This is a genomic window from Marinococcus sp. LNHM4E3-1 (genome assembly GCF_056034405.1).
On sequence record NZ_JBQLID010000013.1, the window covers coordinates 23,618 to 40,058 of the forward strand.

Sequence of the window (16,441 nt, forward strand, 5' to 3'; positions counted from 1 at the left end):
GGCATTAATTTATGGAGGTATTTTACTTTTCCGAAGAAGAAATTCTCTTCATTCATTATACTATTATGGAAATGTATAACGACAGTGATCAAGCAGGAGTTAAGCAATACGAAAGCTTCCAAACGATGTTGCACCGTCCAAAAACAGAGCTATACGGCGAAGAAATGTACCCTTCCATTCCAGAGAAAGCTTGCTGCTATTATCATTCCATTGCACGAGGTGGTCATATTTTTCGAAACGGGAATAAACGGACTGCTTTAACGGTTTTCGATTCCTTTTTAACTCTTAATGGGTACAAACTTACACTTACTTCCCAGGAAGCAGAAGATTTCACTGTTTATTTAGCATATGATGACAAATTCAAAGAAAATGATTGTATTCACTATATAATAGAAGAAATAGGGGAGTATATTCAGCCATCAGAACAATAATTATTGAATCATAGATTGTATTTTGAGGCTTTTCACTGCTTTTTATTAAATCTTTTGTGCCGAGAATCGCTCTGTGTTGCATTTAGATATAGATTGACGGGGCGTTGGCTTATCAAATGCAAATCTCGCTACTTGATATTCGGCCCTTTTAAAAGCTTTTAAAATTATTGGAGAATCTATATTCTTCAATAATTATTTACGTTTATGTTTATGTTTACGTAATTAATTAAATAACTAATGTTATTTAAACTAATATAAACAGAGAAAATATGGTTTTCATTGCTAATTAAACCCTAGTATAATAGTTTTTATCGCCTGTTCACCTTCTGGCGAAATGTGTGTCAGAAGGGAGGTGATGAGCATGATATTTGAACTTTTATTGATGCATTTTCTGTTTCCTTTCGCGTCTACGGTGTTAGGAATCGTATTTGCGGATGTGTTGCTTAAGCGAATACGCAAGAAATGCAAGAACAGGCGATAATAGCAACAGAAAAAGCGCTCAGATGGTGTCGACATCTGAGCGCTTTCTTTTGGTGATGAGAATGATATTGAACTTTTATATGGTTAGTTTATCATAATAGTTGAAAAAGTGTAAAGACTGAGAATCAAAAGAACCAAATTAAAATAATCTGCATCTCTGAAAACACTTTTTATTTTGTCTCAAAACACGAAGGTTACTTAATATATTGAGATAAAAACCATTAACTTCCGATAACATATCTTATGTTAACTATAAATTATAACCTTTAAACTTGATCATTCCATCTTTCTTATTATTGCCCCATTTTATATTCTAGGGTTTGCCTCAGAACTCTCAAAGGTTACTCAATAGATAAAAATTCTTCTGAGAAGATTAGATTAAATAGCTGTCGAAAAACCAACTGAATAAGGATCACAATTTCACATTTGTCTTTATACTCCCTAGACGGATTATGCTCTCTTACCTCACTAAAACAAACAATATTAGAATTTATTTAAATATAATTTATGTTTACTTAAACGTAAACATAAAATTAAACATTTTTTATTGGTATTTTTCGATACGGGAATTAAAAGACTTCCTAATGCTGTTATTCGATCGGCATTAGGAAGTCTTTAGACCGAAAAATGCTGGCAACAGGCCTGCGGGTGAAAAAGAAAAAGGCACGGAAAATGTGCTGGCCGATTTACTGTCGGCCAGCACATTTTCCGGTTCTTAAAGTATCTAGATTTGTTAACTTTCCTATATTACTCATAAGCTATTTTAGTATCTTTTCCTGCAATTAATCCTGCTGCCGCAATACCTAATGAAATCAGTAGCAAAATATTTAAAGGCGCATTCCAGCTTTCAAAAATATCTGCTACCAGTCCTAAAGCAATCGGCCCGGTGGCAGCGATTAAATACCCAAAAGACTGAGCCATACCTGATAAATTCGCAGATTCACTGGCAGTATTTGTCCGCAGCACAAAAAACATCATTGCCAGACTGAAAGTCGTCCCAGCAGCAATTCCAGCGATTACGAGAAAAAGAGGAATGTACGCATCATTCAAAAATCGGATACCAAAAATGCCTATGAAAAATATTAGACCTGCGGAAAAAGCATACACCCTTTGGTCTTTCACTTTATCTGCCACAATAGGAGCAATAAAAGTAGTTGGAATCAAGCCTACTTGGTAAAGAGCAACCAGCCACCCCGCCTCCGTTTCTGAATATCCTTTTGATATTAAAATATCGGGCAGCCAGGTGAATAAACTATATGGAATAAAGGACTGTAACCCCATAAACAGGGTCACTCCCCAGGCTGTTTTTGACCTTAAAACTCCGCTTTTATTTCGCTCCTCCACTTTTCCAGGCTTCAACCGGTTTAAAGACATGACCGGTAACCTTAGGAGCAACACAATCACGGCCACCGCAGAAATCATGCTCCAGATTTGCAAAGATTCTCTCCATGAAATAAACCCTATATCCGTGAAAGGAACAGCAATGCCCGCGGCTAAAGCCCCGAAAACGTTCATACAGACCGAATAAATGCCTGTCATGAAACCGATCCTGTAAGGAAAGCTTAATTTAATAAGCCCCGGCATTAACACATTGCCTACGGCGATAGCAGCACCGGTAAGCAATGTACCTAAAAGCAGCAACGGAATCCCGGCCACAGATCTCATTACAATGCTGATAGTAAGTAAAATCATTGCAAATAATAGCGTTTTCTCCATGCCAAACTTACGGGCGATCCCCGGGATGAAAGGAGAAAAAAGCCCAAAGGCTATTAGTGGCAGTGTATTAATTGTGCCGATTAACGCATTGGGAGCCGTTAAGTCTTCCCGTATAAAGGGAATGAGCGGTCCGACAGATGTAATGGGAGATCTCAAAGTTGAAGCAATAAGTAGGACGACCATAATAAGTAAGAAAGTAAAGTATTTTTCTTTTCTCCGGGTCATTTTTATCTGATTGGTTTTCATAGTAATCCCCTTTAAAAATTAGCAGTTAATTCAACGACAAGCACAACATTGTATATTATAACTACATTTTTAAAGAAATGCAGACATGAGCTTTTATTTTTCTATTTTATCTCAAGGAAAATCAGGAGCCTTCTTTGAATATAAAGAAGGCTCCTGATTTTAAATGGCTGTATCCTAAAAGCTAAACATTAAACTTTTGCTTGTTGTACCTCTTTGTCTTGCAGTTCTTCATATACATCAGCATAAGGAAAATTATGAGCCACAGCTACTCCTTCTATCGTGATTTTTCCCCGGATCGTGTTAATGCCTTTCATTAAGACAGTATTCTCTCGTGCTGCGTCTTCTACGCCTTTTGAGGCTATTTGCAAGCCAAACTGAGTAGTAACATTGGTTAAAGCTATCGTAGAGGTACGGGCTACAGCCCCCGGCATGTTTGCTACGGCGTAGTGCACCACCCCGTGCCGGACATAAGTTGGGTTTTCATGGGTAGTAATCCGGTCAATGGTTTCAATGGATCCACCCTGGTCAATCGCTACGTCCACGATAACCGATCCTTCTCCCATATTTTTAACCATTTCATCTGTGACAATTTGCGGAGCTTTTGAACCCGGCACCAGAACTGCTCCAACGAGTAAGTCAGCTTTCCGAACAGCTTGTTCTACACTTAAAGGGTTGGATACGACTGTATTTATCTGGCCCTGGAATTGGTTATCAATCGCCCGTAGACGTTCTGCGCTGATATCCAGCAAGGTTACATTAGCTCCGAATCCCAAAGCAATTTTTGCCGCGTTCGTTCCTACCACTCCTCCGCCTATAATAACCACTTCTCCGCTCGGCACTCCAGGCACTCCGCCCAGTAAAATGCCTTTTCCACCTTTGTTTTTCTCTAGAAACTCCGCTCCTACCTGGGCGGCCATCCGGCCCGCAATTTCACTCATCGGCGTTAATAATGGCAACGTATGGTCCGACGATTGAATCGTTTCATAAGCAACTGCCGTTACGTTATTATCCAGTAAAGCTTTTGTAAGTGAAGGCTCTGCGGCCAAGTGAAGATACGTGTACAAAATAAGATTCTCTTTAAAATACTGGTACTCTTCTTTCACCGGTTCCTTTACTTTGATGACCATATCTACGTTCCAGGCTTCTTCGGCCCCAGCCACCATAACAGCCCCCGCATTAATATACTCTTCGTCAGGAAAGCCGCTTTCTGTTCCTGCGTTTCGTTCTACGAAAACCTGATGGCCCGCTTGTTTATATACGGTTACGTTATTTGGAGTAAGGGCCACGCGATGTTCATTATTTTTTACTTCTTTAGGTACTCCGATACGCATAGAATTCCTCCTCGTTTCTGTTAAAATCCTTACTTTTTAAATTTTTACTTCGCTTTTTTCTTCTCTTCCAAGCTATCGTAATCATAATCCCGTTCCCAAAAGTCTGCGTTTTTGATTCCTAACTTTTCAGGATCAAATACAGGATCCATACCGGCTTTCTTTTGTTCGTTGTAATCTTTTAAGGCTTTTAATGCCGGACGGTACATAAACAACAATGCAATAAGGTTGAGATAGGCCATACTTCCAAGTCCAATATCACCAAGCGTCCACGCAGTACTTGTAGCTACGACAGAGCCTGTGAAAACGAAAACCAATATTAAAAGCTTCAACAGAACGTTAGCCTTTGCGCCTTTGTCTTTCCATCCTTGAGCAATATACGTTAAGCTCGTTTCAGATTTGTAGTAGTAAGAAAGCATTGTGGTAAAGCAGAAGAAGAACAAAGCAATTGCCAGGAACACGTAACCAAATCCAGGAAGTACAGAATCTACAGCCAGCTGGGTGTAAACGGGGCCTGCTTCAGTATCTGGAACATTTTCAGCTAATGTAGGACCACTTCCCGGCTGCACATTAAACATCCCGGTGATAAGGATCATAAATGCTGTCATAGAACAGATAATCCAAGTATCGAAATACACAGCCAGCGCCTGCACAAGTCCTTGTTTAGCAGGGTGTGAAACCTCTGCGGCACCGCCTTCAAAGGTTTCGCCACCGGAGCCGGCAGCGTTGGAGAAAAAGCCCCGCTGAACGCCCCATGCGATCGCCGCACCGACAATGCCGCCGAATGTAGCCTGGGCACCGAAAGCACTTGAAACAATCAATGAAAAAACTGCAGGAATGGCGTCGAAATTAGCAATTATGACAATTAAACCCACAATGATATATCCAATTGCCATAAACGGAACCAGGAACTCTGCTGTTCTTGCAATTCGTTTTACTCCGCCAAAAATGACTAAAGCCAGCATCAATACAATGATAATACCTACGATTTCTGTGTTAATACCAAAAGCAGAAGATGCAGATACTGCGATAGTATTTGATTGAATATTCATGAGAAAGAATCCTTTAGCGCAAATAGCCAAAACCGCATATACTAAGGCATATTTTTTGAGTCCCAGTCCCTTTTCAATATAATAAGGAGGCCCACCACGATACTGACCGTTAATTTTGCTCTTATAAATTTGAGCTAAGGTTACCTCAATAAATGATGTTGCAGAGCCGAAAAAAGCCATTAACCACATCCAAAAGACTGCCCCGGGCCCGCCTAAAGCGATTGCTGTAGCAACGCCGGCAATATTGCCTGTGCCCACCCGGCTGCCGAGCGACAAAGAAATTGCCTGAAAAGAAGATACCCCGCTCGCTGAAGAGCCTCCACGCATTAAGTGATAAAACATGTCTTTAATATGCGTGACCTGAACGAACCTTGTCATGATAGTGAAAAATAAACCAATTGCTAGAAAGCAATATATAAAGTATTGATTCCATACCCATCCACTTATCATGTTTAAGAAATTTTCCATCATTGTATGCCCCCATCAATCCAGCAAGGATTGAAATAATTTAGTATGGCATCATGTGATTAAATACTCCTACCCTCTCCACCTTATAAAGCGGTCTTCTCTCTTTTTTACAATCATATTGCTAGTAATGTGTCATTGTTAATTCTTCTGTATGAAAATTCCGAACATTGACAATACTATATATTATCTGTTCTGCTAATGCTTCAGGCGGCGCATGCTTTTTCACTTTGTCTTCCTCTATCTCTGTATGTTTCCATAGATTCGTTTTCATATTTCCCATAAAAGCTGAGGTGAAGAAAACGTTCTCGTCCTCCTTGTATTCTTCTCCCAATGCTTCGGTAAACCCGCGCAAACCGAACTTGCTTGCACTATATACAGATTCTTCTTTCTTTGCCATAAGACCTGAGTTTGAAACGATATTGACCACCCGGATTTTCTTGTTTTCATATAACTGCAGTAGTTCTTTTGTACAGAAAATACTTCCTTTTAAATTAATATCAATCATATTATTAATTTCGTGCTCTGTTAAAGATAATAGCGGATGGAAAACGCCCACTGCTGCGTTATTAATCCAACAGTCAATTTTTCCGGGACCATCTAAAATCTCTTGTATCGTCTGACGAACTTCTTGAACATTTGCGATATTTACCATGTGCAGGGAGTAAGACCCTTCGCTCGACGAAGCGGTCTCCTGGAGTTTTTCTTTCGTTCTTCCTAAAAGACAAACGTGGTAGCCTGCTTGCAGAAACTGCTGGCTTAAAGCTCTCCCAAGACCGCTTCCTGCACCAGTAATCACTATTACATTTTTAATATGAAGGCCACCTCCATCTTAAGGCTATTTTGGAGCTTCCTTCTTTTACTTAATAGACTTCATAGCTTTGGCCGGTTTGTTTTCCGTAGATACTTTTTCGAAATGCTAAACCAATGTCTTTCGCTTCTCTTGGCTTGAATCCTTGAAACAGCGGTCCGTATTTTTCTTTTGATTCAATGACCATAGTAGGACTGACGGAGTTAATTCGTATTCCTCTCGGCAGTTCAATGGCTGAAGATTTCACAAAGGCCCGAACTCCGCCGTTAGCCATGGCTGATGAAGCTCCTTTTACAATTGGGTCATCCATTAAAACTCCAGTGGTTAAAGTAATACTGCCCTGGTCATTTAAATAATTTAAACCGAGAAGAACTAAATTGATCTGACCCAAAAGCTTGCTGTTAACTGCTACAAGGTTTTCTTCCGGAGTCATTTCTTCTACTAAGCCAAAGTGCGCTCCTCCTGCCGTGCAGGCTATTGCATCGAGGGGCCCGGTCTCCTGGAACATGTTTTTAATACTTTCTTCAGAAGTAATATCAACCTGAATATCTCCCTCCGAACGGTTAGCGCGAATAATCTCTGTATCAGGCTCAAGTTCCCGCTGTACTGCTTTTCCCAACGTTCCATTTGCTCCTACTAAAAGAACTTTCATACTTCCACTCCAATGTTTGAATTTTATATTTGAGCTATTTTGTTGTTTTCGTGATGAATGTCTGTTTCCTGGTACATCTTATCTCTGGCTTCTGCAATGCCAGGTTGGAATTGAATTAATGCTTCTTCTCTTGTTTTTCTTACTTCCTCTATTGCCTGCTCCAATTCTTTTTGGAATGAGCCGTTCAATTGCTGGACTTTTGAAGCAATGGTTAATCCTGCTACTTTGCCCTGGGCCATTGCCACCTTCGCACTCTCTATCCCAGTAATATTTCCAGCTGCAAAAAGGTTAGGTACCGTTGTTTGCATTTTTTCATCATGAACCGGAATATGGCCTCCGAGTTCTTTAGCGTAACGGAAATCACAACCAACAATAGCGGCAAGCTCTGCCATAGGGGTTAAACCACCGGCGATACAGACAAAGTCTGCTTTCGTGATTTTTTCGGTATTAGGTTTTATTCGACCATTTTTGTCGACCTGAGCTGTTTTAACGCCCTCTGCTTCTTCTATGCCGGTAATTTCCACCGCGGCTTTCTTTATACGGATAGGTATACCGAACATTTTAATTCCGCTTTTCGGAAAAAATTTCATCGCCAGCTCTGGAGGCACCTTCTGTCCTAATTTCCCCAGCTGCCTGAGCAAAGCGTTCGGTGCCAGGTGAGTTAATTTCATCAATGACGTCAGCACTTTGACTGGATTTCCAGCTTCATTATTCACCATTTCTGTTCTAGGAATGATAATTTCTTTTACTTTGATCCCGCACAGTTTTAATTCATTAGCTATAGCCATCGATAAAACATTCGCGCCTATTACGACACATGATTCTCCAGGTTTCACTCTATGCACGTTGCTCATCACCTGGGCCGCTCCAATGGACATAACTCCTGGCTTTGTCCATCCTTTTATCGGAATCGGGCTTTCCGATGCGCCTGTTGCTAAAAGAAGATTTTCGCTTTTATTGACCCCTGTTGTAGTATATATTTTCCATCCGTAATACTCTTTACTTATATCGTAGACTGACACTTCACATTCGATACTTACTGCTAAATGTAAAGCTTCTTTATACAGTCGGTCACTTTCTTTAATTCCGTTCCACCATTCTCCGTCAGGCTCCTGGTGAAGCTGTCCCAACAGCCGTCCGCCAGTTCTTGGAAATTCATCGACAACTTTGACAGAAAGACCTTTCTTAGCAGCTTCAATAGCAGCTTTTAATCCAGCAGGCCCCGCCCCAATAATTAGGAGATTTAACATCAGTCTGTCTCACCCTTCACAAAATCCGTCAACGAATAAATCTTCATATTATCTGTCACGGGAGTCAGGCATGCCCGTACTACCTTTTTATCATTAATTTTCACTCGGCACTCAAAGCAATGACCAATGTTACAGTAAACGCCTTTATTTTCCCCGCTTACTTCATGCTTTCGAAGTGTTCTCATGCCTTGAGCCATCATCGCCGAAGCAATGGTGTCCCCTTGGAAAGCTTCGTAAGGCTTATCATTAAAGTAGATAGTGACAGCTTCCATGTTATCCAAGTCTTCCAATACAGGGTGATGCTTAATCCTTGTCTCCATCGTTTCCGCCTCCCAACTGTCCAAAAGTTACTGGCCGAACTGGAGCACGATAACTAAGCTGACTGTTATCTTCGGGGGCCTGGTCGTTGATTGTTCTTACAATTTCCTCTACCATCGGCCTGCATGTTCTTCCACCGCAATATCCCATAGCAGCTCTGGTCCGTAACTTAATCTCCCTAGGAGAACATTGAAATTCCTGCACCGTTTCAGTAATCGTATTCAGCGACACTTCTTCGCACCGGCAAATAATAACGTCTTCCTCCTGCATGCTGGGTTGCCTCCTTTTTACATAAAACCGCTGTATGGTTTTTGTGCTGTCGCCTTATGAGCCCATTCGATCATTGTAATAAAATCAAAGACCGGAAGGCCGAGTGACTGTTGGATGTGGACCGCATACGGAGGTAAATCACTGCATTCCAGTAAAATTGCCCCGATCGACGGGTGCTCTTCTATCAACTGCTGAGCCGCATCTACCACTTCCTGCCGCACAACATTATTGTCAAAATTGCCTCGACTTTCTACAATAGCTGAAAATTCTGACATAGTGCTCAAGTCTTTCACTTTCAGCCTGTTGGAATCCACGATGCCACAGCTTTGAAGCAGGGAGTCTGTCAGGCCGTTGCTGTCAGCAGTTAAAACACCAATGTCCTGGCTGGATTTTATACCTACCTGGATCCAAGGAGCCTGCACCATACTCGACATGAACACGGGGATATCTACAGCTTCAGCAACTTCCTTTTGGTAATTACCGAAAAACCCGCATGCTCCGCAGACAACTTTTGCTCCTTCGTCTTCCAACTGCCGGGCGGCAGCAATGACATCTTCGACGAGTGTCGGATCCCCCCGGTGAATACGTTCCTGGGTGCAATTAGGAACGACTTTCATCACGACTGGGAAATCATACGTAGACAAATTGGCCACGTTTCCTGGAACAGTGGGATACCAGCAATCATCCAAAAATAAAATGCCTACGGAAAAACCTGAAACGTAATGACCTTTTTTCATATGAATAACAGAATCGGAATTTTCATTCACATAGCCGTAGCGGGGTCTTTGATTTTTAATCAAATTCTCACTTCCCATTCTCTCTTGAAAAATTTTAAGGAAAGAGCGCTGCTTGTTAAGGAGCGCTCTTCAACCTTTTTTATACCGTCTTTACTTCGTATCCTAATTCAGCCAAGGTGTCTGCTATTTTACTTTTCAATTCTTCGGAGGCCGGCACCAGAGGTTTTCTAACGGAGCCGCCCTTAATACCGAGAATGTCTAAGCCGGCTTTGACAGGACCCGGTACCGGCTCTGCTTCTACGTAATCGTAAAGAGGCAGCAGTTTTTGATTGATTGCCAACGCGCCTTTAGTATCTTCTTTCATAAACAGGCTATACATTTCTACAATTTCTTTTGGAACCAAGTTATGCACAATACCAGTCGCACCATCCCCGCCTGCAGCCAGGGTTGGCAAGATAAGGTGTTCAAATCCAGTTAAAACCGCGAAATCCTCCTGATCCTTTGTGAGAGCGATAACTTTGCACGTATGCTCCTGATCGGTCGTATTTTTCACCCCGACAACGCCATCAATCTTACTTATTTCTGCAATCAGTTCTGGGGAAAGTTCCACGCTTGTAGCATCCGGGTAATGATAAATCACAATTCCTATATCTGACGCTTCAGCGATCTCTTTAAAATAATCAATGATTCCCTGTTCACTAGTTTTCAGGTAATACGGGTTAATGACCAGAGCGCAGTCAGCTCCAATATCACCTGCGTATTTCGTTAATTCAATAGTCTCTTCCGTCCGGTGAGCGCTTGTTCCAGCCATAATTGGTACTTTTCCGTTCGCCGATTTAACTGCGGCTTCCAATACAGACTTTCGTTCATCCATCGACATTAAAGAGTACTCTCCTGTACTTCCTCCAGCGAGCAGACAATGTACGCCTCCATCAATTAAATGATTGATGAGCTTATCATAAGCCTGAAAATCAATGTTTCCTTCCTCGTCCATCGGTGTTGGCATAGCTGGGATCATTCCTGTTGGTTTAAACATTGCAATTCCTCCTAAGATTTATTAAGTTGCCGCTGATTCTTTGTAGCGGGAAAAATTTAATCGTTCAATGTTGAAATCTGTTTCCTTTTCCAATACCAGCTGGGCCATCATCTTCCCTGTGATCGGTGCCATGCTGATGCCATCTCCTTCGTGCCCGCTCGCTATATAGTAGCCGGGCACCTCCTCTACTTCCGAAACAATAGGAAGATGATCCACGACCCATGGTCGGACCCCCGCATAGGAACGAATACAGCTTACGTCTTTAAGACCCGGTAAAAAACGCAAAGCCCGTTCGGCAATCCCCTGCATTACTTCGTTTTCCGAACTGATATCATAGCCTTTAAACGCACGGTGTCCTCCAAGCAGAAAATTTTCTGCTTCTGTCGGTTCAATCGTAAAAGCGATATTGTTATCCTTGACCCGGTCGCTCACATTTCTAGAATAATTAATATCTTCAAATTTGGAGAGCATGTATCCAAATTCGTGTACTTTTTGGTGAACAATCTTTTCTGTCTTTTCCGATACCAGAATCATGCCTTTACGCGGCCGGATGGGTATATCGATGCCCACCATTTCGCCTAACTTCGCTGCCCAAACACCAGCGCAATTGATTGCTTTTTGGGTGTAAATTTTCGATTCACTGGTAATTACCGCCTCCACCTTGCCATCAGGGCCCTGCTGAATATCTTTCACTTCTTGGTTTGCAAATAGTTCCAGTCCGTATTTTTTAGCCTCTTCCACAAATGCGTAACAGACAAGATACGGGTTCATCGTGGAATCGACTTGAGTCCAAATGCCGCCCGCCAGATCCCTAGCAAGGTGAGGTTCGATATCAAAAAGTTCGTGTGAATCCACCGTTTTCATTTCATAACCGGCTGCTGTTTGTTCATTGACGTAATCCCGGGCAATTTCCATTTCTTGATCTGTTTCACAAACATACAGGCTGCCTCTGGAGGAAAATTCAAAGTCAAAAGACAATTCCTTTGCTAATTGTTTGTAAAGCTGAATGCTTTTAAAGCCCATCTCTGTATCAATCCCGGGCTTTTTATCACAAATCAGGGCGACAGCATCACACCGGCTTGATGTTCCTGAAGCAACATCGCCTTTATCAATCAGAGCCACCTTGAACCCTTCTTTTGACAAATAATAAGCCACGCTGCAGCCTATAATTCCTGCGCCCATTACCACAATGTCGAAATTTGGCATAACATGCCTCCTACTGCTTGTCTTAACCTTTATAAAAACCGGAAGGCTTTACTTCCAACGCAGTGTTAATTTGTTTTTTGCATAAATATTCTTCAAAGCCAAACGTTCCCAGGTCCCCGCCAATCCCACTCTGCTTATAGCCACTCCAGGGCGCTTCATTGAACGTAGGATGATACGTATTAATCCAGGTAATACCAGCCTGGAATTTCTTCACTACCCGCTGTGCCTTTGCCCCGTCATTGGTAAACACGGCTGCTGCTAAGCCAAATTCGGTCCCATTTGCTAAAGCGATAGCTTCTTCTTCTGTTTCAAATGTTTGAATCACTAGTACAGGACCGAAAATTTCTTCCTGCACAATGCGCATATCCGGAGTGGTATTGGTAAAAATCGTTGGTGCCACGTAATTGCCTTGTTTATGCACGCCTTCCTGCAATTGATGGCCCCCACATAGTAAGGTGGCTCCTTCATTCAAGCCAACTTGAATATAATCAAGGACCCATTCTAGTTGTTGTTTTGAAATTATAGGCCCCATTTCTGTTTGTTCTTCCCAACCCGGGCCGACGGTAATTTTCTCAGCACGTGCTACTAATTCCTGTACAAATTCCTCATAAATGCTTTTTTCCAGTATTAACCTCGATCCAGCCGAGCATATCTGGCCGGCCCCGGCGAAAATGCCGAGCAGTGCATAATCGACGGCCGTCTCGAAATCAGCATCTGCAAATACTACGTTAGGTGACTTTCCGCCTAATTCCAGACCAATTCTTTTTAATGAATCTGCAGCATTTTTCATAATTCTCTTTCCGGTTCCTGTACTCCCCGTAAAAGATATTCTGTTCACGTCTGGGTGATTGGCCATACGTTCACCTACCACCGATCCCTCTCCGAGAACTAAATTGGCAGTTCCATTCGGCAAACCGACTTCGTCTATAACTTCAAACAAGCGGATTAATGTCAACGGCGTTTTTTTATCGGGTTTTACGACAACGGTACAACCTGCCGCGAGGGCCGCTGACATTTTTTGTGTAGCCATAACCAGTGGGAAATTCCACGGGGCAATTTGCGCTACTACCCCTACTGGTTCACGAACTACCATTGCCTGAATTTCATCTGGTACTTCATACGTTTGGCCGTGCGGCTTTGTAGCCAAACCAGCATAATATTCAAATTGATTAATCGCATCTTCAACATCGACCATAGAATCTTCAAAGATTTTTCCGTTGTTTAACGTTTCGAGCATGGCAAACTCTTCTTTGCGTTCTTTCAACTTGTTGGCGATCTGTAGTAAATAGTCGGCTCTTGTTCTTGCATATGTGGTTTTCCACTCTTCTTCAAAAGCTTTTTTTGCAGCCGCTACTGCGATATCCACCTCTTCTGTACTTCCTTCTGTTACGGTTGCTATTAACTCGTTGGTAGCTGGGTTAAATACTTCTCTCTGTTCATTTGTCGAGCTCTCAATCCACTTACCATCGATATACATTTTCTGCACGGATGTACTGGCCTTTAAAACCTTTTCAAAATCTTGATATAAAACTTCCATCTTTATAACTCCTTTACGGCAAATAATTTTAAGAATCGAATTGATAACGGAAAACTTCTTTTAACGTCTGGACGATAAACTCATAATCTTCTTCAGAAATACTTAACGGAGGCGAAAGCTGCACGACATTATTGTAATCTTCCACCGTGTCTCCATTTTTTCCGACCAACAGCCCCTTTTGTTTGCACAACCCTACAATGTTTGAGGCTTGAGCATTATCAAGCGGTGTTTTTGTCGCTTTATCTTCTACCAGTTCAATGCCTATTAAAAGCCCTTTGCCGCGGACATTTCCTACAACGGAGTATTCTTCAAGTTCCTTCAAATCATGAAGGAGTCTTTCTCCCAGTTTTTCTGATTGCGAAAACAAATTCTCGCGCTCCATAATTTCTAAATTTTTTAATGCTACCGCGCAGGAAGCCGGGCTTCCTCCATAGGTGTTCACATGCCGGAAGCGATCATAGGCGTCTTCCCCGGCAAACTGTTCAAAGACCTCTCTTTTCACCGCTGTCGCTGAAAGCGGCATATATGCGCTTGTAATTCCTTTGGCCATCGTGATAATATCCGGCTGCACATCGTAGTTCATAAATCCGAACGGCTTACCTGTCCTGCCGAATCCGCAGATGACTTCGTCTGCAATCAAAAGGGCTCCGCGTTCTCTGCAAATCTCTTGTACACGCTTCATATAGCCCTGGGGCGGCATTAATACGCCTCCACCGGTAATGATCGGCTCCATGATGACTGCTGCTATCGTCTGTTCTAATTCCCACTTCATCGTTTCATTGATGGCTTCTGCGCTTTGAAGAGTGTCTTCATCTTCCGGATGACGATAAACGTCCGGCGGCGCTACATGTAGAAACCCTGGAGTTAAGGGTTCGTATTTATGCTTTCGCTGTGCCTGCCCAGTGGCTGCCAGAGCTGCCATTGTGTTACCGTGATACGAACGGTACCGTGAAATGAATTTGTATCTGCTTTCCTCTCCGCGCTGCTGATGATACTGTCTTGCAATCTTAAAAGCTGTTTCATTGGCCTCTGATCCACTATTGGAAAAGAAAAATACATAATCACCGTCTAAATACTCATTAAGCTTTTCTGCTAATTGAATAGATGGCTCATGTCCATGCGACAATGGGAAAAATGATAATTTTGTTAATTGATCGTAGGCAGTCTGCGCCATTTCTTCGCGACCGTAGCCGATGTTTACACACCATAATCCTGACATTCCGTCTAAATACTGGTTTCCATCAATATCTGTCACCCAGGAGCCCTTGGCTTTATCAATAATCATGGAGGAAGGCGTGGCAGACGCGCCTTTCATGGCATGCCATACATACTGATGGTCTTTCGCTTTCAATTCTTCACTGGTTTTATTTTCCGACTGCATATAGATCCCGCCTTATTCAATCAATATCGTTAATAACGAGCAGTAAGCATTTTCTTTCTGGTATAAAACTCTACGCCGTCTTTTCCATTTGCGTGAAGGTCTCCATAAAACGACTTTTTATAGCCGGAAAATGGGAAAAATGCCATTGGCGCCGGAACGCCTAAATTAATGCCGAGCATGCCCGCATCGATTTCTTCCCGAAACTCTCGAATTGCTTTGGCACTGTCTGTATATAAACACGCACCGTTAGCAAATTCTGACTGATTCGTCACCTCTACAGCTTCTTCTAGCGTTTCCACCCGGATGACCGAAAGCACCGGGGCAAATATTTCATCCTGCCAGATGCTCATATCGGTCGACACGTGATCAAATATGGTGGCTCCTACGTAATAGCCGTTTTCTTCGACCACATCCTCTCTACCATCCCTGACCAGTACCGCTCCTTGTTTTTCTCCGGTTTGAATGTATGAGGTGGCCCGTTCCTGTTGTTCTTTTCGTATCACTGGTCCTAGAAAGACGTTTTCATCCGCCCCGTTACCAATCACGATTTCGTCTGCTTTTTGTTTGAGGTTATGGACTAACTTTTCTCCAACTTCTCCCACTGCGACTACAACAGAAGCTGCCATACAACGCTGACCTGCTGACCCAAAAGCTGCTCCAACAATATTGTTGACCGTGTTTTCCATATCCGCATCCGGCATAACAATACTGTGATTTTTAGCCCCGGCCAAAGCCTGAACTCTTTTTCCATTTGCAGCAGCTTCGGTATAAACGTATTCCGCTACCGGTTGTGAGCCCACAAACGAAATCGCTTCTATTCCTTTATTTTCGAGCAAGCCGTTTACCACATCTTTTGCGCCATTTACTACATTTAGGACACCGTCCGGCAGGCCAGCATCTTTGAACAATTCTGCCAATCTGGCAGCTAACATCGGCGTATGCTCAGAGGGCTTTAGAACAAAAGTATTGCCACACGCGATCGCTAACGGGAACATCCAGCAGGGCACCATCATCGGAAAATTGAACGGGGTAATACCAGCCACTACGCCAATCGGGTAACGATACATTCCTGATTCGATGCCCGTAGCAATGTCAGGTAGTTGTTCTCCTTTCATTAGCGACGGGGCTCCGGCAGCAAATTCAACACATTCGATCCCTCGTTGAACTTCTCCAAGCGCTTCCGTATGGTTTTTGCCGTTTTCCCTCGTAATGATTTCAGCCAACTCTTCTCGATGCTTCATTAACAACTGCTGATATTCAAATAGAATCCGGGCTCGCTTGGGCACTGCTACTTTTTTCCAGCTTTTATAGGCTTTTCTGGCAGCTTCGACTGCCTCCTGAACGTCTTGCTTGTTGGAAAGAGCCACGTCAGCTATCGCCTCGTTGGTCGATGGATCTTTTACGGCCTCATAGGAAGCAGAAATTGGTTCGACCCATTCGCCGTTAATAAAGTTTTTAATGGTTTTGCCTGGAGCGCTCATAATCATCAGAAAACCTCCACCTATCTATTGACTTTTTTTCAGTA

Annotated in this window: 15 protein-coding genes; 1 reads left to right on the top strand and 14 read right to left on the bottom strand. The window is 42.6% G+C overall.

What is annotated here, in order from left to right; translation table 11 throughout:
• Positions 1-11 precede the first annotated feature (11 nt).
• Positions 12-431, top strand: a complete 420-nt coding sequence (locus tag ACTRXI_RS13120) for a type II toxin-antitoxin system death-on-curing family toxin (RefSeq protein WP_474263209.1) — start codon at positions 12-14, stop codon at positions 429-431.
• 1,227 nt (positions 432-1,658) lie between these two features.
• Here the strand turns inward: ACTRXI_RS13120 and ACTRXI_RS13125 are convergent.
• The 14 genes from ACTRXI_RS13125 to ACTRXI_RS13190 form a co-directional block, all read right to left on the bottom strand.
• Positions 1,659-2,873, bottom strand: a complete 1,215-nt coding sequence (locus ACTRXI_RS13125; protein ID WP_474263211.1) for a CynX/NimT family MFS transporter — start codon at positions 2,871-2,873, stop codon at positions 1,659-1,661.
• A gap of 188 nt (positions 2,874-3,061) precedes the next feature.
• On the bottom strand, positions 3,062-4,204 hold the full coding sequence (ald, locus tag ACTRXI_RS13130; RefSeq protein WP_474263213.1) for an alanine dehydrogenase: 1,143 nt from the start codon (positions 4,202-4,204) through the stop codon (positions 3,062-3,064).
• A 44-nt stretch (positions 4,205-4,248) separates the two neighbouring features.
• Positions 4,249-5,721: an alanine/glycine:cation symporter family protein gene (locus ACTRXI_RS13135; RefSeq protein WP_474263352.1), complete on the bottom strand. Its 1,473-nt coding sequence runs from the start codon at positions 5,719-5,721 to the stop codon at positions 4,249-4,251.
• Between the two features lie 121 nt (positions 5,722-5,842).
• Complete coding sequence (locus tag ACTRXI_RS13140; RefSeq protein WP_474263215.1) at positions 5,843-6,517, bottom strand: SDR family oxidoreductase; 675 nt, start codon at positions 6,515-6,517, stop codon at positions 5,843-5,845.
• 64 nt (positions 6,518-6,581) lie between these two features.
• On the bottom strand, positions 6,582-7,181 hold the full coding sequence (locus ACTRXI_RS13145; protein ID WP_474263217.1) for a short chain dehydrogenase: 600 nt from the start codon (positions 7,179-7,181) through the stop codon (positions 6,582-6,584).
• A 23-nt stretch (positions 7,182-7,204) separates the two neighbouring features.
• Positions 7,205-8,431 carry an NAD(P)/FAD-dependent oxidoreductase gene (locus ACTRXI_RS13150; protein WP_474263219.1) on the bottom strand — a complete coding sequence of 409 codons (1,227 nt, stop codon included), beginning with the start codon at positions 8,429-8,431 and terminating at the stop codon, positions 7,205-7,207.
• Positions 8,431-8,751, bottom strand: a complete 321-nt coding sequence (locus ACTRXI_RS13155) for a (2Fe-2S)-binding protein (RefSeq protein ID WP_474263221.1) — start codon at positions 8,749-8,751, stop codon at positions 8,431-8,433. Before ACTRXI_RS13155 ends, ACTRXI_RS13150 begins: the two co-directional genes overlap by 1 nt.
• On the bottom strand, positions 8,735-9,019 hold the full coding sequence (locus ACTRXI_RS13160) for a (2Fe-2S)-binding protein (RefSeq protein WP_474263222.1): 285 nt from the start codon (positions 9,017-9,019) through the stop codon (positions 8,735-8,737). The genes ACTRXI_RS13155 and ACTRXI_RS13160 overlap by 17 nt, the downstream gene beginning before the upstream one ends.
• Positions 9,020-9,036: 17 nt before the next feature.
• Positions 9,037-9,819: an aspartate/glutamate racemase family protein gene (locus ACTRXI_RS13165; protein ID WP_474263224.1), complete on the bottom strand. Its 783-nt coding sequence runs from the start codon at positions 9,817-9,819 to the stop codon at positions 9,037-9,039.
• Between the two features lie 76 nt (positions 9,820-9,895).
• Entirely contained in the window at positions 9,896-10,792 is an 897-nt protein-coding gene (gene dapA / locus ACTRXI_RS13170) for a 4-hydroxy-tetrahydrodipicolinate synthase (RefSeq protein ID WP_474263226.1), read from the bottom strand.
• A gap of 21 nt (positions 10,793-10,813) precedes the next feature.
• Positions 10,814-11,998 carry an NAD(P)/FAD-dependent oxidoreductase gene (locus ACTRXI_RS13175; RefSeq protein WP_474263228.1) on the bottom strand — a complete coding sequence of 395 codons (1,185 nt, stop codon included), beginning with the start codon at positions 11,996-11,998 and terminating at the stop codon, positions 10,814-10,816.
• A 22-nt stretch (positions 11,999-12,020) separates the two neighbouring features.
• Positions 12,021-13,535, bottom strand: coding sequence for an aldehyde dehydrogenase family protein (locus tag ACTRXI_RS13180; protein WP_474263230.1), 1,515 nt, complete (start codon positions 13,533-13,535; stop codon positions 12,021-12,023).
• A 28-nt stretch (positions 13,536-13,563) separates the two neighbouring features.
• Positions 13,564-14,916: an aminotransferase gene (locus tag ACTRXI_RS13185; RefSeq protein ID WP_474263232.1), complete on the bottom strand. Its 1,353-nt coding sequence runs from the start codon at positions 14,914-14,916 to the stop codon at positions 13,564-13,566.
• A gap of 29 nt (positions 14,917-14,945) precedes the next feature.
• Positions 14,946-16,403, bottom strand: coding sequence for a CoA-acylating methylmalonate-semialdehyde dehydrogenase (locus ACTRXI_RS13190; RefSeq protein WP_474263234.1), 1,458 nt, complete (start codon positions 16,401-16,403; stop codon positions 14,946-14,948).
• Between the last annotated feature and the right edge of the window lie 38 nt (positions 16,404-16,441).